The 22,430-nt window shown below is 32.2% G+C and carries 14 protein-coding genes, 2 tRNA genes and 1 pseudogene; 8 read left to right on the top strand and 9 right to left on the bottom strand.

The window, feature by feature from the left end; genetic code table 11:
• The first annotated feature begins 150 nt into the window (after window positions 1–150).
• From HSX44_RS00305 to rnc, 5 genes and pseudogenes are all read left to right on the top strand, one after another.
• Window positions 151–348 (top strand): hypothetical protein, encoded by a 198-nt coding sequence (locus tag HSX44_RS00305; RefSeq protein WP_275601806.1) that lies wholly within the window; start codon window positions 151–153, stop codon window positions 346–348.
• A gap of 125 nt (window positions 349–473) precedes the next feature.
• Window positions 474–1,370, top strand: a complete 897-nt coding sequence (locus tag HSX44_RS00300; RefSeq protein WP_275601805.1) for a class I fructose-bisphosphate aldolase — start codon at window positions 474–476, stop codon at window positions 1,368–1,370.
• 5 nt (window positions 1,371–1,375) lie between these two features.
• Window positions 1,376–1,447 (top strand) — tRNA-Cys (locus HSX44_RS00295).
• A gap of 828 nt (window positions 1,448–2,275) precedes the next feature.
• Window positions 2,276–3,354 (top strand): annotated as a pseudogene (locus HSX44_RS00290) (quinone-dependent dihydroorotate dehydrogenase).
• Window positions 3,355–3,435: 81 nt separating this feature from the next.
• Window positions 3,436–4,143 carry a ribonuclease III gene (rnc, locus tag HSX44_RS00285; RefSeq protein ID WP_275601803.1) on the top strand — a complete coding sequence of 236 codons (708 nt, stop codon included), beginning with the start codon at window positions 3,436–3,438 and terminating at the stop codon, window positions 4,141–4,143.
• Window positions 4,144–4,258: 115 nt separating this feature from the next.
• Here the strand turns inward: rnc and HSX44_RS00280 are convergent.
• Window positions 4,259–4,330, bottom strand: a tRNA-Glu gene (locus HSX44_RS00280).
• Window positions 4,331–4,842: 512 nt separating this feature from the next.
• On the opposite strand from HSX44_RS00280, the gene gatA reads away from it, so the two are divergent.
• Window positions 4,843–6,318: an Asp-tRNA(Asn)/Glu-tRNA(Gln) amidotransferase subunit GatA gene (gene gatA / locus HSX44_RS00275; protein WP_275601802.1), complete on the top strand. Its 1,476-nt coding sequence runs from the start codon at window positions 4,843–4,845 to the stop codon at window positions 6,316–6,318.
• A 62-nt stretch (window positions 6,319–6,380) separates the two neighbouring features.
• On the opposite strand, the gene HSX44_RS00270 is transcribed toward gatA, so the two are convergent.
• From HSX44_RS00270 to HSX44_RS00260, 3 genes are all read right to left on the bottom strand, one after another.
• Window positions 6,381–7,310 carry an AEC family transporter gene (locus tag HSX44_RS00270; RefSeq protein ID WP_275601801.1) on the bottom strand — a complete coding sequence of 310 codons (930 nt, stop codon included), beginning with the start codon at window positions 7,308–7,310 and terminating at the stop codon, window positions 6,381–6,383.
• 306 nt (window positions 7,311–7,616) lie between these two features.
• Window positions 7,617–8,882, bottom strand: coding sequence for a beta-ketoacyl-ACP synthase II (gene fabF / locus HSX44_RS00265; protein WP_275601800.1), 1,266 nt, complete (start codon window positions 8,880–8,882; stop codon window positions 7,617–7,619).
• Window positions 8,879–9,151 (bottom strand): acyl carrier protein, encoded by a 273-nt coding sequence (locus HSX44_RS00260; RefSeq protein ID WP_275601799.1) that lies wholly within the window; start codon window positions 9,149–9,151, stop codon window positions 8,879–8,881. The genes fabF and HSX44_RS00260 overlap by 4 nt, the downstream gene beginning before the upstream one ends.
• 151 nt (window positions 9,152–9,302) lie before the next feature.
• Between HSX44_RS00260 and HSX44_RS00255 the strand changes: the two genes are divergently transcribed.
• Window positions 9,303–10,034, top strand: coding sequence for a polyprenyl synthetase family protein (locus HSX44_RS00255; protein WP_338063360.1), 732 nt, complete (start codon window positions 9,303–9,305; stop codon window positions 10,032–10,034).
• Window positions 10,027–10,932 (top strand): FKBP-type peptidyl-prolyl cis-trans isomerase, encoded by a 906-nt coding sequence (locus tag HSX44_RS00250; protein ID WP_275601797.1) that lies wholly within the window; start codon window positions 10,027–10,029, stop codon window positions 10,930–10,932. The genes HSX44_RS00255 and HSX44_RS00250 overlap by 8 nt, the downstream gene beginning before the upstream one ends.
• Window positions 10,933–10,964: 32 nt before the next feature.
• On the opposite strand, the gene HSX44_RS00245 is transcribed toward HSX44_RS00250, so the two are convergent.
• The 5 genes from HSX44_RS00245 to HSX44_RS00220 form a co-directional block, all read right to left on the bottom strand.
• Window positions 10,965–12,461 carry a proton-conducting transporter transmembrane domain-containing protein gene (locus HSX44_RS00245; protein WP_275602390.1) on the bottom strand — a complete coding sequence of 499 codons (1,497 nt, stop codon included), beginning with the start codon at window positions 12,459–12,461 and terminating at the stop codon, window positions 10,965–10,967.
• 1,759 nt (window positions 12,462–14,220) lie between these two features.
• Entirely contained in the window at window positions 14,221–15,438 is a 1,218-nt protein-coding gene (tgt, locus tag HSX44_RS00240) for a tRNA guanosine(34) transglycosylase Tgt (protein ID WP_275601796.1), read from the bottom strand.
• The gene (nuoE, locus tag HSX44_RS00235; RefSeq protein WP_275601795.1) at window positions 15,439–15,939 is read right to left on the bottom strand and encodes an NADH-quinone oxidoreductase subunit NuoE; all 501 of its coding nucleotides are present in this window, start codon (window positions 15,937–15,939) and stop codon (window positions 15,439–15,441) included. It lies immediately after the preceding gene.
• A 444-nt stretch (window positions 15,940–16,383) separates the two neighbouring features.
• A complete protein-coding gene (locus HSX44_RS00230; protein WP_275601794.1) occupies window positions 16,384–17,709 on the bottom strand; it encodes a cbb3-type cytochrome c oxidase subunit I in 1,326 nt (441 codons plus the stop codon).
• Between the two features lie 2,996 nt (window positions 17,710–20,705).
• Window positions 20,706–21,425: a triosephosphate isomerase gene (locus HSX44_RS00220; RefSeq protein ID WP_275601793.1), complete on the bottom strand. Its 720-nt coding sequence runs from the start codon at window positions 21,423–21,425 to the stop codon at window positions 20,706–20,708.
• Between the last annotated feature and the right edge of the window lie 1,005 nt (window positions 21,426–22,430).

Raw genomic sequence — 22,430 nt, 5'->3', positions numbered from 1 at the left:
GTAAAAACTCCATTAGTTTTAGATATAAGGATTTTAACATTGGTGATAGCAAAAAAGCAATAGAGGCAGGTTTTTAGTAACGAATTCCATAATCGTCTCGATGTTGTTATTTCTTTCTCTGACTTAAATATAGATATAATCCTGCATATTATGGATAAATTCGCTCATGAACTAAAAACACAGCTCATGCAAAAAGACATAATCTGCTCAATGAAGGAAGAAGTAAAATTTTGCCTTGTACAAACTGGCTACAGTAAGGAAATGGGAGCAAATTTAATAAAAAAACCGATTGGAGAAGAAATAAAAAATTACTTAATTAAGAAAGATACTGAATTAGTAATTAATTAAAGGAGAAAATCAAGGATTTATATGAATAAACAAGTAAATAAAATTACTTTTAATATCGTTTATAAAACTCTTGTACTAAGCTTTACCCTTGTTATAATTTAAAATTAATTTGAGTTATAGTAACAATGAGTGACAAAGTAAAACAAATTCTAAGTTACTACGAAAGTGAAAACCCTGGGGTAAAAGCAAACCTCATCCGTATTCTCATGCATGGAAAACTTGGCGGAACTGGTAGATTAGTAATTCTCCCTGTAGACCAAGGGTTTGAGCACGGACCAATCAAAAGCTTTGAAGTTAACCCTAATGCTTATGATCCGCATTATCATTTTCAACTTGCAATTGATTCAGGAGTCAACGCATACGCCGCCCCGCTTGGTATGATTGAAGCTGGTGTTTCAACTTATGCCGGAATGCTGCCACTTATCCTAAAACTCAATAGCTCGAACTCTTTACATTCTAAAAGTTTAACTTCTGATCAGGCGATCACTGCTTCNGTAAAAGATGCACTGCGTTTAGGCTGTACAGCTGTTGGATTCACCATATATCCCGGTTCTGCTAAGTGCTTTGATATGATAGAAGAAGCCTGTGAAATCATATCTGAGGCTAAATCTTGTGGACTCGCAGTAGTACTATGGTCTTATCCACGCGGTGAAGGAATTTCCAAAGAAGGTGAAACAGCAGTTGACGTTATTTCCTATGCTGCACACGTAGCAGCTTTGCTTGGTGCCAACATAATAAAAGTAAAACTTCCAACTATCCACTTAGAAAAAGAAAAAATAAAGGTTGAAAATATTGATTCCTTATCTAAAAGGATTAAATATGTCAGAAAATCTTGCTTTGCAGGAAAAAGAATAATAGTTTTTTCTGGTGGTGAGTCAAAATCAGCAAATGATATATATAATGAGGCAAAGGAAATTAAGCATGGTGGTGGTAATGGTTCAATCATTGGTCGCAACTCTTTTCAAAGAAAAAGAGAAGAGGCTTTATCTATGCTAAAAGATATAATGGATATCTACGCATAAAAATCGGCTAGGTGGCAGAATGGCTTATGCGGAGGATTGCAAATCCTTTTATACCGGTTCAATTCCGGTCCTGGCCTTTCTCGTTTTCTATATCTTGAAAAACTACTTAATTTAACAGTATTTTTAGTAACTAACTTACCTTAACAAACCTAAGTCTACCTGGTTATGTATTGAGTTCAAAATCTCAATTCCTTTAGCAAGTTAACAATCTTGCCCCAGTTTTAGTTGTAACTACCAAATCCTGTATTACACCCATTATAAGTTCCCAAAATGTAAGATAATATACTTACTCGTTGCACTAACTACACCACTATTTTCAACAGAGAAATTGCTTGCTCAAAAGCTTTACTATATGACCTAAATTCAATAATTTCAGCGCATTTACTATTTTGCAAAGCATTAGCAACAACTACTTTAAACGGTTAATTTTTCATTAATCAACGCCATTTACAGGCAATTCAAAAAGTATGTCTCCCCTGCTCATACTATAATGTTTTTNCTTTACTTCCTAAAGTAACTATCTCGCACCATTAAGAAAACTATAACATATCAACACTGCTTAAGAAAAATAATCCGCCATGATTTTACAACCAGAAATCACACCTTTTATAACATAATTACTTTCTTAAACACCAAGCCTTGGTTTCCAAAAAGATAGCCAGTGTTTCTATTAAATTCAGAAATTTTAATACCAAGCTATACCGCCTCATAATCTCAATTAAAGCATACTGAACAACTTAAGTGCTCAGAGCCAAATTTTTTGAAGTCTCTCACTATCGAAATAAGAAGAAGAATAAGATAATAGCAATAATAAACTTCGTGAAAAAAGCTTTTACCCATTATTTACAAATAAAATCAATGAGAACGCCTTTTTAAAAATTACGGCTATGCTTCCACAGTATTTTATGATAGAAAATAAGCTGAAGAGTATCACTATAGAATGACACTACATAACTTACTGCTTTTGTTACCACCTGAAATTGCCCATTCCTTGGTAATCATGATTCTAAAAAAGATACCTTACAAAAAACCCATAGAACACCTACCTGAGTCTTTAAACGTAAACTTCTTTGATAATAAACTTAAGAGCCCTGTAGGTCTTGCTGCAGGTTTTGACAAGAATGCGGAAGTTATAAGCTCCATGCTCTCATTTGGTTTTGGGTTTATTGAAGCTGGAACTGTAACTAAATACCCCCAATATGGAAACAAAAAGCCGAGAATCTTCCGGTTAACCCAAGATGAAGGAATAATCAATAGATTGGGATTTAACAATAAAGGAATAGGTTACTTTCTCAAACAAATAAATAAAATTAGGTTTAATAATTATATTTTTGGAATCAATATAGGGAAAAATAGCATATCACAAAACAAAATCAGTGATTATGTTGACCTAATAAAGATGGTACATGGAAAAAGCAACTATATAGTGCTGAACATTTCATCTCCAAACACACCCAATTTACGCAACTTGCACAATAAACAAGAATTATCAGAATTACTGAAATCCATAACTCTAACCAGGCAGTCAATTAACAGTTCTAAATCTACTCCTATAATGCTAAAAATCTCACCAGATATAGACCAACAAACGAAAGAAAACATTGCTGAGCTTGCGTTAGAACATAAAATTGATGGCTTGGTAGTAAGCAACACTACAGTTAGTCGAGATAATCTGTACTTTCATTATAATGAGAGTGGTGGACTGAGTGGCAGGCCGTTGTTCAAACTTTCAACTGAGTTATTGAGTGATATGTATAAACTTACCAAAGGCAAAATGTTATTGATAGGATGCGGAGGGATTTCAAGTGGTATTGATGCATACAAAAAAATAAAGGCAGGAGCATCTTTAGTACAACTATATACTGCTCTCATATATCACGGACCTCAAATCGTGAATAAAATCAATCTGGAGCTTGCAGAGCTAATAAGAAGAGATGGACTTAGTAACATCAGTGAGGCAGTGGGTTGTGATTGTGAGTTTTAGCAACTTTATTTTAATAGAATAAAACTGATTTTCTGATATAAAGGTATAAAATAGGAAGTGTTTCTTTCCAAGATAACAAACATGCAAAACTTAAACGATACTATATCCGAAATTATTAACTATAGGTTTAAAAACTATTCTATTCTAAAAGAAGCATTAACTCATCCAAGCTTAAATAAACGAAACAGCAAAAATCAAATTGAAAATTACGAAAGACTAGAGTTTCTAGGTGACAGTATTCTAAATATGGTTGTGTCTACCATACTATTTAAACTCTTTCCTAAAGAAAAAGAAGGAAGGTTGGCAAAACGAAAAACGGACTTAGTCTGTGGTAGTACTATTGCTAATGTTGCCAAAGTGATAAAATTGGGTGATTTTATTATCATGGATAACAGTGAGCGATGTAATGGAGGAAAATGCAACCTAAAAAATTTAGAAAACGCACTTGAAGCACTAATAGGTGCGATTTATATTGACGGNGGATTTAGAAATGTTGAAAGATTTATCACCCAACATTGGGAAAAGCTAGCTAAATATATGCTCAACCCTCCTCAAGACCCTAAAACCTCTCTACAAGAATGGACACAGAAAAATAAACTACCCTTACCAAAGTATGAACTTAAAAAACAGACTGGACCAGCACACAATCCAGAATTTACTATATCAGTTTACATAAAAAATCATGGCAGAGTTTCTGCATGTGCTTCTAGCAAAAAGGTTGCCGAACAAAAAGCTGCTGAGTTAATGATAGAAAAAATTAATAATAGTAAGAAAACCAATTTAACTTAAGCAATCAACCTAAATATCAAAGAAGCCAAAAACAAGAAATAAAAGCTTTCTGGTCAANAAATAAAGCATTTCATTGCTTCTAGATATGACACCCACCATACTAGTTAGCCCAATGTGACTCTTACGGGATTTGAACCCGTGTTACCACCGTGAAAGAGTGATGTCCTAACCACTAGACGAAAGAGTCAATATGCAATTGACTAAGTTATATTGATTACTCATATAAAGTCAATTCAATTGTTTTATAGCAAAACAAAGAGTAAAGACTACTTTTACAAGCTAACCTTGCTTTGTTGCATAGTAAGTTAACTTATAGCTAAGATTATAAAACCTATTGAAAATTCTTTCTTCTACAATCAATTTAGTCAAACTTAAGAATAGTAATTCACTATTTACATTAGTGGATTTAATTATATTAAAATAAAAATGGCTAATAAATTCTAAATTTTAACAACAAACACTATATTATTCCAATTCTAAGAAGCTTGGAACACTGTGTTCTGATGTGGAACTATCAAACCACAATATTCATATGATATACATTAAAATGATACTTCAAAAGTATGCTATCAACTTTAATTATAAACTCATTTTGGTAATCCAAGTTACCTTAATTACATTTCTAGCTATAACTACAAATGTATAGACCATTTATCCTATTGTTGTTATAATTAATGTTTTGCTAAAAATTGAATATTAATGAATGAACTAAGAAAGTTAAGCATTACAGAGATGCGTGATGGGCTCAATCGAAAAGATTTTTCCGCTGTTGAACTTACAGAGGTACATATCAATGCAATTGAAGATGAGAAACTAAATGCATTTGTAACAAAAACTCCAGAAATAGCAATAAAAGCCGCTAAAGCAGCAGATGAACATTTTTCAAAACAGAAAGACGATATAACTCCACCACTCATGGGCATACCAGTTGGGGTCAAAGATTTATTCTGCACAAAAGGAATAAAAACAACAGCATGTTCAAAAATGCTAGAAAACTTCGTTCCTACTTACGAATCTACAGTATCTAAATTGCTTTTAAAAAGCGGAGCAGCCATGCTCGGTAAGCTTAACATGGATGAATTTGCTATGGGCTCTGCAAACACAAACAGCTGGTTTGGTCCTGTTGAAAATGTTTGGACTAGGAAAAGTGATGGAGAAAAGGTTGTACCTGGTGGATCATCTGGCGGATCTGCATCAGCAGTTGCCGGATTCTTATGCGCTGGAGCACTCGGAAGTGACACCGGTGGATCTGTACGCCAACCAGCAGCTTATTGTGGAGTAGTTGGAATAAAACCAACCTATGGGAGGTGTTCACGTTTTGGCATGATCGCATTTGCAAGTTCTTTAGATCAAGCAGGAGTTATAACCCGTTCTGTCTCTGACTCAGCATTAATGCTGGAAACAATTTGTGGCTATGATAATAAAGACTCAACATCAAGCGAAAGGCTAGTACCTAAGTTTTCTAGCCTTATAAGTGGTGATATTAAGGGTAAAAGCATTGGTATACCAAAAGAATATAGAATGGATGGAATTTCAGAAGAAATCGTCCATTATTGGGAAAAAGTTTCTTCCAATTTAAAAGAAAGCGGTGCTGAAGTCGTTGATATTGCCTTGCCATACACTAAATATGCAATACCAGTCTACTATTTAATCTGCTCTGCTGAAGCTTCATCTAATCTTGCTCGCTACGATGGTGTGCATTACGGATTCAGAGCTAATGCTGATACCCTTGAAGAAATGTACTCACTAACAAGAGCAGAAGGTTTTGGGAAAGAAGTAAAAAGAAGAATCCTCATCGGTGCTTACGCACTTTCTTCAGGTCATTATAATGAATATTATGAAAAAGCACAATGTATTAGAGCATTAATCAGGAATGATTTTATAAAAGCATTCGAGAAAGTAGATTACATACTTGTTCCATCGGCTCCAACAGAAGCTTTTGGCTTAAATGAAAAGCCAGATCCAATAATTATGTGCATCAATGATGTTTTTACTGTACCAGCAAGTCTAGCTGGCCTACCTGCTATTTCTATTCCTGTTGGACTTTCTAGTGAAGGGCTACCACTTGCTTTACAAGTAATTGGAAACTATTATGATGAAGCGGGAATATTGAATGTAGCAAATGTAATCGAGCAAAATTGTGGTAGGATAATTGAACTACGTAGCTTAGTTTAATATAAGACCATATTCAATAAGTAGCCAGTGTACATATAACATTACACTGTCCAAGTTTCTAATCAAAAAGGAATAAGTTTAGCAAAAAATAATGATATCATTAGTGGAACGTAAAACAGTCCCACTGTGGTACTTATGAGAAGTAATAAAGTAGCTCTATCTGGTTGATAATTTAAAATATTAGCAAGTACCACACTAGATCCGGAAACTGGAATAATAGCTAGCAACATCAGTGCTTTATATATACTCTCGTCGTATATACCTATAATATGTTTGTCTATCATAACAATTCCTAAAACAAATAATGGCCAGAACACGTACTTTGCTGTAATAGTGGTTAAAGCAAGCTTCCAATCTATTTTAAAATTTGTAATTTGTACAATACTCACTCCAAACAGCACCATTCCTAATGTAATAAATGTACTTCTAATATTCATCATAACATCTATCAAAAAAGCAGGTATTTGCACATTGCATATACTTAAAAAAAAGCCTAAAATCATCGCATAAGATGAAGGAAGCTTGAACAATCTTAACATACATTCTTTCGCAGTATATATACCATTTGCAGCTATATAAAATCCTAAGCTATTTTCAAACAGCGCCATTCCTATATAACAGACAACATATACAGACACTGAATCTTCATCAAATAAAGTCATAGCAATTGGCAAGCCAAAATAACCCATGCTTGTACTGCCTGAGCTAAATGCTAATATATTTTTCGTGTTATCTTTAAATAGAAAAGAAGAAAGATAATAAACCGATAAGGACATAGTACTACCTATGAACCATATTAAAATCGGCAAAGAAATTACCTTTAAATTAACCTCTGTATGAGATACTCCATATAGAATCACTATTGGATTAGCTATATAAAAAAGTATTTGAGATATAGTATTTTTATCAACTTTAAGGTATTTCCCTGCCAAACAACCAATCAGTATTGTAATATAAACAGGCAATATTTTAAGAAAAAGGGTAAAAAACATATTAGCCTAAATTACAATCCTTTTTGATATTTTTACTGATAAAGTGACATTAGATCTTAAGATATTGTAAAAGTAAATAAAATTTATTCCTCAACTTATCTAGGTTACAATCGACTAAAAAAGCTTCTTGAATATCTTTCAATAACAATAAGCTTACTGAAAAGTAAAATTTATTTCCACCTAAACTTCACTATGCACTTTTAGATGGTATAAGATAGAAAATTTATAAAAAATAACTACTCTATAAAATAAGAGAACTCTATGTTTGTATATTTTAGCTATAAACAATTCCAGTAAAAAATTGAATTATACTTGTCCAAAGATAAGTGATGCGTTAGTGCCGCCAAAGCCAAATGAATTAGAAAGTACATATTGAATTTTGTGTTCTTGAGCCTTAAATGGTACAAAATTTAAATCACATCCTTCTGAAGGCTTATGTAAATTTAAAGTTGGTGGAATAATTCCGTTATTTAATGCAAGGATGCTAAATATTGCTTCAACGCTCCCTGCAGCGCCAAGTAAGTGCCCTATAGAAGACTTAGTGGAAGAAACCGGTACTTTATAGGCATGTTCACCAAATAACTGTTTTATTGCTATCACTTCAATTTTATCTCCAAGTGGTGTTGAAGTGCCATGTGCATTAATATATCCAATTTGATTTGGGTTAATTTGCGCACTCTTTAAGGCAATTTGCATTGCTTTAAATGCACCCCTTCCTTCTAAATGTGGCGATGTGATATGATGTGCATCCCCTGTTAGTCCATATCCAACCAATTCAGCATATACTTTTGCTTCTCTTTTCCTTGCATGTTCATATTCTTCTAAAACTAATACACCTGCTCCTTCACCCATAACAAATCCATCACGTTCTTTATCCCATGGTCTTGAAGCTTCTTCAGGTTTATCATTAAATTTAGTTGATAATGCCTTCATAGATGCAAAACCCGCAATTCCCACTCTACACAGAGCACTTTCTGATCCACCTGCAATCATTACATCTGCTTCGCCAAGTTTTATAGTTCTTGCTGAGTTTATTATTGCATGTGCACCTGTCGCACATGCAGTTACTGCTGAATCGTTTGGGCCCATAAATTTATATTTAATAGAGATATGACCAGATATCAAATTTATTAAACTTGCAGGAACAAAAAATGGACTAACACGTCTAGGTCCTTTTTCCTGCATAGTAATTACATTTTCTTGAATTGATGGAAGGCCACCTATACCGGAACCAACAGTAACACCAATACGTTCCCGATTAATATTCTGGCTTTCTAAAATTAGTGAATCGTCTACTGCCTGAACAGCAGCAGCAATACCATAGTGAATAAAACGATCTGTCCTTTTTAGGTCTTTTTTAGAAATATAATCTAATGAATTAAAGCAGTGATCAATATTATCATGTTGTAAGGGAACTTGTCCTGCAACTTTACAAGCAAGATCAGAAGCATTAAACCTGCTGATCACTCTTACACCAGACTTACCATCTATTAACTTAAGCCAAGTATTTCTAACATCTGTTGCCAGTGGAGTAATTAAGCCAACACCAGTAACTATTACTCTTCTGTTCATTTACCACTAACTATTTGNTTTTTTACTACATAATCAACTATTTGCTCCATAGTTTCCATTATTTGAGCATCTTCATCAGGAATTTCTATTCCAAACTCTTCTTCTGCTGCCATAATTATCTCAACTGCATCTAAACTATCTGCTCCATGCTCCGAAAGTTTCGAAGAACTATCAAACTTCTCTACATCTTTACTAATGTGTTCTAACACAATCTTTTTTACTTTTTCTTCTATGTCTTCTCTAGTACTTTTTGCTAGTTCGCTATCCATTTTTTACCAAAAAATAACCTATCCTTTGATGTTATAAAAAATCTTTATGTTTGCAATACCTTTTATGATTGATAAACTATCACAAAGCTTTTTACTGCCCCAGCTAAGGCATATTTTAGTATCATACGCTAAAAAACTAATAAATTCAAAAATGTTAGACAAGTTAATAAAAAGTTTACTTATCGCAGAAATAGATAAAATTTTATCTAAAGGTAGCCAAAACAAGCTTATATTAGCAATACGCTACGTACTTTTCGCTCCCACAAAACACATGATACGTCCACTTTTAATTACAGTTTTGTCACAAGTGTTCAATTTAGAAGCAATATCAATTGCCGTAGCAGTTAAATGTGTTCACACCGACTCCCTGATTCAGGATGATTTGCCATATATAGACAATAGCAATAATAATAGCAAAAATCAGCTAAGCTGCTGCTATAAGAAATTTGACGAAGCAACAGCAGTGCTTGTTGCTGAAGATGCACCTCTTACTCTCGCTTCTGAAATATTATCTTCACCAAATGAGGATAGTAATAAGCACTATGAAATCATAAAATCACCATCTCAGATGATAGGAACTAAAGGAATGGTAAGAGAGCAAGTTTTAGATTCTGATAAAGACTTTGGCAAAATAAAAAAAATTCATCTGATGAAAACCGCAAAACTACTTGCAGCTCCATGTGAAATGGGTGCTACAGTAGGAGATACACCGGATAAACAACGTAGAGCATTATATAACTATAGGATAAATCTTGGGCTCATCTTTCAAGCTGAAGATGATACTGAAAACTACGAACAAGCTTTAAACAATCTAAACAAACTCCGAGGTAAACACTGGTCATACCTATATGACTTATTGAATCAAGCAAAAAAAGATGGCTAAAAAAATTGTATTACAGTTAATTGTTTCCATGATAATAATTTTTACCTTAACTTCCGCTTTTGTATTTATTATAGTACACATAAATAAAGGCAAACCAGAAAAAAAGGACAAGCTTTATGAGATAAGTACTACGCATGATAGCTTAGTGCAGACGATAGCATACTATTTAGTGAAACCAATACTTGAATCAGCATTTGACCGTTATATTAAAAAGTATGGAATAACAGAATATTTAGAAGAAATAACACAGCAAAAAAGAGAGGAAAATATGATAAGCTTTTATGAAATCACAGAAGGCAACGGCAGCAAAGCTTTATGCGGTCAGGAAGTCCTATTACAAGTGTATAAAATATCTAACAATCTAGCAATACCACTTTTGAATCAAGTCTCTAATGTCACTTTTAAAATAGGTCAAAACAACTGGAAAGAGTTAAGTTTAGGAACAATAGGTATGAAGGAAGGAGGAGAACGTGTAGTTACTGTAAACAGTACTACTAATAATACCGAAGCAAGCATTAGTTCTTATTATGTCAAACTACTTGAAGTAAAAGATAGATATCCAGATCTAGTAAATAATATGATGATTTTTGATGATCTAATTGACAAAACTGGAAAACAAGTAAAGTGCGGTGACGAAATATCGATTAAATATAGCGTAATGAGGCATGATGGTAAATATATAATCAAAAATCAAACAACACAGTTGAAGGTTGGTGATAAAAAAGTACCACTTGCCATAGAGCTTGGAGTTATAGGAATGAGAGGTTTTAATAAAAGAACTATCATTTCTCCACCAGAACTCTTAAATATTACTGATAGCATGTCAATCAAAGATATAGGTTTCGACAAAGAACATATTTCGATAATTAATCTAAATCTAGATACCAACTCACAGTAGAATTAAAGTTCTAAAGCAAAAAGACAGATACTTTAAAATATTACTTGATAACTAAAGAAAATAACAAAAGTACATATCGCAGTAATAACCGGTGGTAAAACTAGAAAAATAGGTGTTTTTTTAATGAAAAACCTTTGGGAAGGTTTTAAGAAAAAAGCATTGTAAATTATTGGCAAAAAGTACATAGCATTGAGTATAGTGCTTACAATCAACAGAAGAATCACAAATATAATAAGTGATAAGTCACCGGAGTCAGAGACAGCTTGGAAAATGAGAAATTTACCCCAAAAAGTTGGAGCAGGTGGCACCCCTATCATAGATAACGCACCTATAGTAAACGCTATCATGGCAATTGGCATACTACGTCCTATGCCATGAATTCTATCCACATATTTCTCACCTGTTTTCGTTATTATGCTACCTGCAACAAAAAATAAAGTGATTTTTGCAAACGCATGACAAACTAACTGAAAAATCGCAACCTTTGCACTGAAGTCGCTAAGAATTGAAGCGGATAGTATAATATATGATAACTGAGAAACGGTAGAGTAAGCAAGCAATTTTTTTAATTCTTTCTGCTTAAGTGCAATCAGCGAGGCAGCAACAATGGTAAATCCCGCAACATATGGCAGCCATCCTCCAGCAAACCAATTTTGTTGTGCAAAGCGTTGCAGATTACCGATACCGAAAACACACAATATAACTTTTATAATGATAAAAGCTCCGGACTTCACAACAACAACGGCATGCAGCAGAGCGCTCACGGGAGTTGGTGCAACCATTGCTTTGGGCAACCAAAAATGCATTGGCATTAGTGCAGCTTTACCTATTCCATAAATCAGCATAGTAAAACATACTGCAGTAAAAGTAATGAGTGAAGTGTCAAATTTAAATATTCCATCGCTGACAAAGTCTAAAGTATGAAATTCACTGTATAAGAAACCAAGAACTGGAAAAAATAGTACTAAGGAAGAAAAAAACAGTACGCCAAAATAATAGCGTCCAGCTATCACTGATTCATTTGTGGCATTATAGGTAACAAGAGGGTAGGTACTGATAGTTAAAAGCTCATAAAAAACAAATGTAGTAAGCAAATCTCCGGAAAAAGCAATAAACATCGCACAGCTAATCGAGACTGAAAAAAAACATAAGAAACTTGAGTGATTACTACCAGGATAGTTACTCTTCATATAGCATACTGCATATATACTGGTTAATATCCATAAAAATGATATTAATAAACTAAATATTATTCCTGTAGACTCTAGTTTTAAACTAATATGTAAATTATTACCAAAATCAATGAGGATAAATTGAAAATAATCACTATATGCCCAATATAAAGTGCATAGACACGTATACGTAAATAGAAGTACAGAAGAGACAACAGTAATACTGTTACTTATTCTAGGCCATCTACCAGCAAAAAAGATAATTACTGCACCAAGCATCGGAATCAATGCAGTAATTAACAAATAATTTTCAGTAATAAAAAGCGGTAGGGAAAGAGATGTTAAAATATAGTCCATTAAATGATTCATCTTTCTGCTTAGGCAAAGCTAGAATTATACTCAAATTACAGAAAAGTGCCACTTTTTTAGTAAATTAGTTTTATATATTATGATATTTATCATACGGATGAAATAAGAGACGGGTACCAACTACTCTCTTATATAACTTAACCCAACCTAGATAAGTTTTTCTAATTTGTCATATATATCTTACACATTGTAAAATTAAACAATGTGCTATCAAATCATCAACTATTTTTCAATAGCTTTAGCTTTATCCCTATCTTCACTTTTTCATATGGCTTTTAGAAGCACTACTAGTAATAGTCTTCTGCTTAAATTTATATTTTTCTTTATAGCTTCCTCCTATAGAGTTAAAATTCACACCTATTTTTTTATAAATTACGTCTCAACAACATTAATACCTTTTGTTCCAGCTGGTTGCCTTTATAACTACTTATAAGATCTTTGATCTTTTACCTTCTTTTTCATAACCAGACCTACGGCGTCAATAGCATACTTTTATTTTAGAAATTTACATTGGTTTATTTCCTTTGACAGTAACTTCACTTTTCCTCTATTACACTATTGCCTTGCTTTTCGATTTTCGTTATTATTTTCTTTCGAAGAAATTACAAGTAGTATCTATTATTTTTTGAATAACAATCTCTAAAAAACCCTTAGTTACCTTGAACTTGTGCTAAGAGAAATAATTTAGAATACGTATTCATTTTCCACTTAGTGATAATTCCTCAGGTAGATTTTATTTGCTTGACAGGTCAAGTACCACTGCATAATGTTTTGAGTGCATTAGCCTTATTTATCCTTCAGACAATAATATACTTTTAACATCCTTTTTTTATTCCTAATCATCAACAACTATACCAGTACTTGATTCCTTATTTCTTAATAAGAAATAATAGTAATAACTTTTTTAACAATGACTATGAATACCTAAAATTTCAGTATATAGGTTCTTACATAGGTTGCATTAATAAATTCTTGTACTTTTTAGATAATTAACACCTCTTACCATTTTACCATTTTCATTCATAGTGCCTGCCACCCTTCAAATTTCACCTTTTGTATTTCTTTATTTAATACTCAGCCTACTTTTTTCAAGCCATTCCTCTCTTTTACTTACTAATTTAATAATTCTATTAATTTTCTTTATACTTCTACACTATTATTAACCAAAACAGATCTTTAGTAACTTCATGCTTGTTTTTATGTTTCACAATTACCTTATAGATAGCGTAAATCTTCTCTAACTTAACTCTGTTGTTCTATGAGTTTTTTTGAAAACATAATATAATAATTCTCTTAGAAATCACTAAACATAAAAATACCAACTGCTTGCTCCTTAAACAAATTTAAATAATCTTCAGTTATTCTCTTTCATAGCATATTTGGGTACCATATGACAATACAATATTGACCTTTACTCTACTTAAAAGTAGCAGATTACAGTACAGGTTTCAGCCTTTTTTTATTTCACCTTCATCCTTTAAAAACCCTCCTATGTCATTATTAGATACTCCACTTTTTAAATCATAATCTCTCTCCATTTACTAGTGAAACAACTATACATGCATCCATTAGTAACAGTATTACCAAAATTCAATATTAATAAAGTATCATCTCCTTTAGCCATATCTTCACCTCATAATTTCATCAGTCAAGAATAAAAAAGCCAATACCTAACAGGTTAATTATCTATTATAACAATTTCAAAATCAATAATAAGAAAAAAAAGCTAACAGCATGAAGAAAAAACTTAAGAAGAAACAAGGTTACAAAATGACGGTATTTCACTAACCCAGTTACTCCTTTCCTGATTTAGTCTATCATTCAATATCGCTTGTCTTATTGATTTCATCAGTTCATTCATAAAGAAAATATTGTGAATAGTAATAAGAGTGTAGGCTAGCAGTTCTTTAGCTTTTAACAAATGGTATATATAAGCTCTTGAATGCTTTCTGCAAGTGAAACATAAACAGTCACTTGCAATTGGACCATTATCCAGTTTAAATTGTTGATTTCGTAAATTAATATGCTCTTTGCACTTCGAAATAATAGAATTCCTATTTTTCACTTTAATAAGCGCACCACCATGTCTTGCTAAACGAGTAGGATGTACACAATCAAACGTATCGATTCCAAGCCCTACTGCATGAAAGATATCCACAATTCCACCAATACCAAGCAAATGAGTAGGTCTCGTTCTTTTTAAATGTTCCATAGTAAAAGAAACTACATCATGCATTTGCTCCTTACTCTGACCAAGAGATCCACCTATTGCTTGACCAAAAAATGGTAAATCATTAATAAAATCACAATTCTCTCTACGCAAATCTTGATACACTCCGCCTTGACTAATTCCATATAGTGCTTGTTTACCATTATTATTTCTTTTAAACTCATTCAAAGAACGCTCAGCCCATTTATGGCTCATAAGCATTGATTTTTGTGTATATTCTTTGCTAACGTGAAACGGGGTACATTCATCCAAAACTAAGATTAAATCTGCACCTAACTTTTGTTGAATTTGAATAGACTTTTCAGGAGTTAAACAATAACTTTTACCATTGATGTAAGAACGAAAAACTGCTCCATACTCATCAACTTTGACTAGAGTTTTTTGTTTTTTTCTTATTCCCTTTATTTCTTCTGAAACTGATCCGTGTCCTAAGCTAAATATCTGGTATCCACCAGAATCAGTTAGTATCGGCCCGTTCCATCCTATCATCTTGTGCAACCCACCAAGTTTTTCTACAGTATCCTCTCCTGGTTGAAGCATTAGGTGATATGTGTTAGACAGTATTACTTGAGTGCCAGCTTCGCTGACTCTTTCTATGTCTGAAACTTTAATTGCAGCCTTTGTCGCACAAAATATAAATGCCGGTGTTTCTATATTTCCACTTGGAGTTTCAATAATACCAACTCTTGCAGAACCTGATTGCTTAGTTATTTTAAATGAAAACTTTCCTTTCATCTACTTATTTGAAAGTTCTACTACAATGTTCTCTACTTTTTGAGGAGTAAGATTTTCATAAAAATCATTATTGATCTGTACAACAGGAGCACTAACACATGCACCAAGACATTCAACTTCCTTTAAAGTAAACAGATTGTCTTTAGTGGTCTCACCAACATCAATTCCTAGTTTCTTTTTAAAGGTATCCAGAACTTCTTCACTACTGCATAACCAGCAAGGAGTTGTTCTGCAAATTTGTACAAGATATTTACCCACTGGTTTTAAATTATACATAGTATAAAAATTTGCTACCTCGTACACACGAATATGTGGAATACAAAGCATATCAGCAATGTAGCACATTGCAGATCTAGGAACCCATCCACATTGTTCTTGAATCAGGTATAGCAAAGGCATAACAGCACTACCTTCTCTCCCTTTTGGGTACATCTCTATAAACTTTTTTGCCTTCTCAAGATTTTCTGATGTAAAACTAAATTGCCTTTCTTTTNCTTTCATCTATAAAGATTACATAAGTCTCAACAGATTATATATTTGAATGATCAATAATTGCAATTAAACTTCTTGTATAACCTAGAAAGAAGTAGATATTTTAAATATCGTATTTTCTACAACACTGCGATTCAGCTGTTCTTAAATTCACTTAATAATGAAATATCAAAAGCTTTAATAAGCAGAAAAAGGCAGAAGAAATCCTCATGTAGACAGTTATTTATTATTCTCTAATCCTATAAATTGATGTTCTCACTGTTTTTAACATTCTATAAGTGCACTTCAGCTTGTATAGATAAAAACTAAAATCTAGTAAAGACATAAAGCCATATAGTACAAAAAATAAAATATAAGACACTAACTTCGTAATACCTCCATCACTTGACCTGCAAAGGTTGAAGATAATTCAATACCTTTATCAGTATAATAATAGAGTTAGCAAGAGATTTGTTAAAGAATTTTTCTATAGTTATTCCAAGAAGCACAGCTACACGCTCTGCCTTTAAACAGAGATAAAAGCACAATTACTACAAACAACACTCCACCAATAACTGATATAGCTCCACCTGCGATAAAGCAGGTACGTGCTAATATTGATGAAATACTTGGCAAACCCGCAACTTTTCTTAAGGCACTGTATCCACCAAGCCAAACAAGACCAGTAATATGAAGAAAATGTCCAAAGCCATAAGCATAAATTTGCAATTTTACCACAAAGTTTTCTACCTCTTTACAGTTCAGTTTTGGTAATAACCAATAAACAAAATTCATAAAAGCTATAGTGATGCCAATTACAGAACCGTGATAATGAGCAGGAATGGTAACATTTCCTTCAACAGTTAGTACTCCAAGTATGCCTCCATAAGTGAACAACACAAATGAGTGTAATAAATAACTGTTCTTATCATTAAGTAAGCTTTTTATACTACGACACACTAATATTGTCAAAAAAAACGGCAAAATTGCTCCAGCAGTTCTCATATGCCAAGTAAAAAACTGCATCAATTCAACACTATTCACCGAGTAAATAGAATATATAAATGGTCCACATACAGCCAAGATCATATTTATAAATAGTGGCAAAATAGCAATTTTATTGTTTGAAGCTAGATTGACATTGGAACTCAACATTATCAAATAAACTAAAAACATTCCTTGAGTAAAAGCAAATTGCAGCAAATGTCCACTTCCCCAAAAGAGATATTCGTAAAATAAATTTTTATCTGAGTGATATAANTCTACAGGCATGTTTTTGTGAGCTAGAACAAAGCAAAGGAACGACGATACAAATATAATAACTAGCCCAACTTGCCCAATGAAAAAGCATGAGACTTGCCTGTTTAACATACAGGTAAAAGCTGCATTTATCAATATGCTGATAATAAACAAACTAAGCCCAAACAAAAATAATTTGTTTTGTAATATGGGAATATAGTTGCTCTTAATAACTTCAGTACCTGGAACAAATGCTGATACAAATATCAGTAGCATGGAAAGGCTTGATAGAACCCATAAAAAGCTAAGCCAATTATTAGTGTTTTGTAAATTTATAATAAAAAGTAAAGATATTATAGAGCACATCCATACCAAAATTGATAGATTCACATGTATCACTAGTGCATTATCAAAGATATATTGTGCAGAGGGAATGAGAGAGAAAACAAAAGGCAACCGCAGGAAAACAATAATTATCGACAGTAGCCCAGAACAAGCAAGAGCGCATACTGCCAAAAATATCCATCGTTTGCAAAGTGGAATGTTATCTTGTATAAGCACAGCTATTTCCCCTTTTTATTTTTTGATCGATAAGGTACTATAACATTAATATAGAGTAATTTTTCGATGATTAATATAACTCTATATCAGTTCGTTCCACTAATAATTTAAGTGAAATACAAATAATATCACAACAAAGTAGGTTGTATCTTTCATCATGAAAATACCGTATCCACCTTTGGTTAATACTACAATAGCGTTGCTATTAGCATTAGTCTGGGCCGTAGATATTTCCTTTTAGCAGCCCATGCTTAGCATATTTAATAATAAAAATTATTGTAGATTGTGCTTTATAACATCAAATGTAGTTAACTCTTTTCATAAAACAGCAATTCCCTTCATATTCTATATATACTAATATCATGCTCACTTAAATGAATTATCAAATTACACAACTATTTTTGAAATTAAGATAGGTTACACCTTCGTAAAAATATTGTTGAATTAAGTATTACTATATTATTAAAGCAAGGTAATAGTTACTATAAAAATAACTCCTATAGCAGTTTTATTAATAAGGTTAACAATTTGATAAACTATGTTCTAAATATTGTACAAATTATAACTAATAGCTTTAAGCCGCATGCTAGTACTTTATATCAAAGTTTATTTTTTTGTAAGCAAATATCAGCTTTATTTTACAGATACATAATTAGAACTTGGCTCAAGTACTTACTGGCAAAATGATAGATGTATTCTTAAATANNATCTTTATAAGATAATTTTCAAATAGATACCAGGAAAAACCATCTTTATGGATCCTCATAGCAAAATTATTAAAGCAAAACAGAGGACCTTAATAGCTAGGCATGCCAATTTTCACTTTCTATGCCTTCTCATTTATAACTGTACAAATACTTAATTTATTATTTTCTAACTAGAGAAAGAGTTAAGGATCAATGACTACCGAATACTTTTTTCCTTTATTTGATAATTAACATAGCAATAGCTAATTCCCTTTGGATGATAGCAAAAAACTTTTTATGATTTTCCAATCGGAAGTAAGAATTACTCAAGCTCTAAGAACAATTACTTCCACTCATAAAATTTAAGATCAGCCAAATATTATAGGTCTAGCCATTAAAAAAAACAAAATTACTTTTGATAAAATTCATTTCCATTATGAATAATGCAATACTAATATTTAGAAACAAGCTCATGATAATTGAATCTGACCAAAAAGTAGAACCTGTTGATTATTCGGGCAAAGGCAAATCAACATTCTGTAAACCTAACCTCTCAGGTTTTACGATGTAAAGTCTAGAAAATTTCAATTAACGGCAAGATATTTCCAACATAACCCAGAGTTCTTTACACAAAAGAGCAAAAACGATTCCACAAGATTCATCACTTTTTCATATAACTCTGTTAAAAATACTCATTATGACAAAATATAGGCTAGTGATGATGAAGTTGTAGAGGCTATTAAATGTCCACACGCCGATGGATTTATTTTAAAATTGCCTCAAGGTTACGAGTCACTTGTTGAGAGAAGAGGTGTAAAATTTTTGGATTGGTAGAGGCAACGCATTACAATTGTAAGAGCAATTTTTTTAATTGCACCTATATTAATTCTAGATTAGACAACATCACAACTCAATTCTGCAAGTGAAAATAATATCCAAAAATTTCTATATGAATCATATGTAAGATGAAGTTTATCATAGTAATAACACATCTCCTATCTATGTTTTTGCATATAGACCTCATTTCAGTACTTAATTACTTAATTATATGACAAGATTATAGAAAACTGCATGAACTAAAAATTTCTTGATAAAGATGGAATGTATAAAACTCTATAGGATGCATAAATTGAAGATTTTTACCAAATAAAAAGAGAAATGAAAAGTGAATATGTATAGCGCTAAAAAAAGTATACTAAAAAGTAAAAGTAAGACATTTTAATTTGGATAATGTCTACTACGTCCATAAACTGTGTAGTGGATTTATCAAATGAAGCTGGACTAAGACATAATCTTAGACCTGTGTGGAAGAGGTCATTTTCTTTGATCAACACATCCAAGACTTAAAATTTAGATATAAGAGGATTGAGTACTTGCGAAAATATTGTATCATTACTAACATTTTTAAAATTAATTTTTTATGGCTTTATAAAATTCCTCGATCCAAAACTTGATTATATGCTACAGCAATAGACAGAGCAATGTTCGTGAGAACTTTCATTGAAGATGAAAGAGGATTTTTTTTTAAATTAATTTTTAGGAGCAGGTTTTAAACTACCTTAAGTGGTTCTACTTAATAGATATGGTCATAAGCGTTAAGGGAAAATTAACACAAGACGCTAACTTGTCCAATAATATGGAAGCATGCCACTGCTATTCTTTCACTTCTTTCAATAGAACCCAACTTTTCTGCAGCTGTTGTTTTTATATTTACAAATTTACAATCAATATAAGGCAATATTTTAGGCTCTTCACAAACTATAGTAATTGTTTAAATTAGATACACGATCCTCTTTCTTTAGCCCTTGTAGCAGCAAAGCTTATAGGAAATAAGATGAGTCACAATCTTTCCAACTAGCAAAATTAGAAGGAAAACCCCTATATCATCATATTCTAGCGTTCCCAATATTGCATCAAATATTGCATGTATTATCGCATCACCATCGCGAATATACTTCTATTACCATAATGACAAAATCATGGTTCATTTCTTTTGCAAACTCTCAAGTCCCAATTTAACTGAGTTTTACCTAATTTCTCACCCATATACTGGGCTCAGAATTTAGTATCTATAATTGATGATATAGCTTTCTTATAGAAATTTTCATAATTTTCGTTAATGACCACTATTACATAATCTATATCCTGGTTAGCTAAGAATTTTCTGACTGTATGAGATAAAATAGGTTTACCTGTAGTNNTATACACTGCTTAGAAACTGCACTATTTTGCATTTATTGCTCCTCCCGCTGCAATTATTAATGCTGCTATTTTGTACTCCTTAAATCTGTTAGTATGTATACAGATTTCCTAATTACTGATTTCAGAATTGTAGGTTTCTTCAACTTGTTGTATAATTTTATAAAAGTAATCAAAATCTAGGCTTGCACTACCAATTAAAACTCCTGATAAATTTGAGATCCTAAGCAAACTTCCTATATTTTCCAAACTAACTGAACCACCATATATAACCTGTTTTTCACCAATACAGGATTTTATTACCTCTATTACCTCAGCAATTTCATCATTGCTTGGTACATACCCTGTACCTATTGCCCACAACGGTTCGTATGCTACAGTATATTCACTATGTGTTAATAAGCGGTTTTTGCATTGATATACTATTACTTCCTTTGTTCTCCTACTCTTATAATTTTCTGCATTTTCACCTACACAAATAATTGGGTGTAGACCAGACTCTATTGCTATTTCTGACTTAAGTTTTATTTCACTATCTGTTTCGTTGATTCTTTCAGAATGTCCAAGTATTACATAAGTACATTCTAATTCTTTTAACATCCTTGCACTAACCTCACCTGTGTAAGATCCATATTTTTTATGATGGCAATTCTGTGCTCCTATATTAATATTATCGCTTAGCTCTATGGCATCTGGCAATGATGTAAAAGGTGGACAAACCACGATCTTAGAGGTAATTCCATTGCTCTTATTGTTAAGTTTATTTATAAAGTCAACAAACAAAGACCGCGTTCCATTCATTTTCCAATTTGCTACAATTAAGAAAGACATCAACTTTACTTATATAGATAACGAACAATATTAAAGCTAACTTTCCTCATGCTTAATTGTTAATTTAACGAAATTGACTATACGTAAGGTGTAACCTCATTACCTTTACTTATAATTAAAGGCATATACTTAGTTATATAAAGTAACAAAAACAAATCAAGTCTATTAAATAGAATTAAGTCAACAAAAAATTTTTTACCATTACTCACTTTTACTAAATTTTTCTTTCATTGGAGCTTTCCTGAATTCCACTTATCCAACTTGTAACCCATTCAGCCTCTGTCTCCACTCTTTAAACAGTTATTTTAACAGAGCTTCCCATTATCCAAAACTACCGGTGATTGCAAGAGAAATAAGTACCAACATCATAGAGTAAACAATTAGAAAAGAGTATGAATTTACAGAGCTCTTTTATGGATTCTCATAAGAAGACATTTCATTAGCATAATGAGCTATACAAAAAAGGAAAAGAAGCCTATATGAAAAAAAGAAAGTCACTACGCTTGCAAATAAGGTATTGAAAAATATAGAAAGGACAATGATAGCAGTAGAGAGTTTTTTGGTGTATGGATAAGCTAAGTACAGATAAGAAACTAAAAAAAGAGGTATTTTAATATCTCCTGATGGGATAAGGTTAATATGGAAATAAGTATAATCTTGAAACTTTTACAAAAAAATCAAAAAGCACTTAAAGCAAAAACAGTTCAAGGTGAGCTTTTTAAAAACTTAACAGAAGACAATTTGCTATTCTAGAAATAACTAAAGTACAAAAAGAAGCATAAGGAAAATTGAGATAAAATATTCAAAATATTTAGCAATCAAGATACTTCATGCAGGTAATACCAAGTGCACTCGACCAATTTATCAGCAGACATTTATTGATACTTATTCATAACTTAAACTTACCAAATTGTATATAAACAAAACAGCTATTATATGGCTATAGATTTTCTCGACGACAGAGTCATTTCACTTTTCAATGAGCATAAAATTTCATTATTATAA

This window comes from Wolbachia endosymbiont of Onchocerca gibsoni (assembly GCF_029169405.1).
Lineage (GTDB): Bacteria > Pseudomonadota > Alphaproteobacteria > Rickettsiales > Anaplasmataceae > Wolbachia.
The sequence above is the reverse complement of the archived record's forward strand: the minus strand, read 5'-3'. Positions and strand labels throughout refer to the sequence as shown.

What these genes read in the sequence shown, in the direction of transcription:
- HSX44_RS00305 (WP_275601806.1), top strand. Translation starts at nt 151, where the DNA reads ATGGATAAATTCGCTCATGAACTAAAAACACAGCTCATGCAAAAAGAC.
- gatA (WP_275601802.1), top strand. Translation starts at nt 4,843, where the DNA reads ATGAATGAACTAAGAAAGTTAAGCATTACAGAGATGCGTGATGGGCTC.
- HSX44_RS00270 (WP_275601801.1), bottom strand. Translation starts at nt 7,310, where the DNA reads ATGTTTTTTACCCTTTTTCTTAAAATATTGCCTGTTTATATTACAATA.
- fabF (WP_275601800.1), bottom strand. Translation starts at nt 8,882, where the DNA reads ATGAACAGAAGAGTAATAGTTACTGGTGTTGGCTTAATTACTCCACTG.
- HSX44_RS00255 (WP_338063360.1), top strand. Translation starts at nt 9,303, where the DNA reads ATGTTAGACAAGTTAATAAAAAGTTTACTTATCGCAGAAATAGATAAA.
- HSX44_RS00250 (WP_275601797.1), top strand. Translation starts at nt 10,027, where the DNA reads ATGGCTAAAAAAATTGTATTACAGTTAATTGTTTCCATGATAATAATT.
- HSX44_RS00245 (WP_275602390.1), bottom strand. Translation starts at nt 12,461, where the DNA reads ATGGACTATATTTTAACATCTCTTTCCCTACCGCTTTTTATTACTGAA.
- tgt (WP_275601796.1), bottom strand. Translation starts at nt 15,438, where the DNA reads ATGAAAGGAAAGTTTTCATTTAAAATAACTAAGCAATCAGGTTCTGCA.
- HSX44_RS00220 (WP_275601793.1), bottom strand. Translation starts at nt 21,425, where the DNA reads ATGTCTTTCTTAATTGTAGCAAATTGGAAAATGAATGGAACGCGGTCT.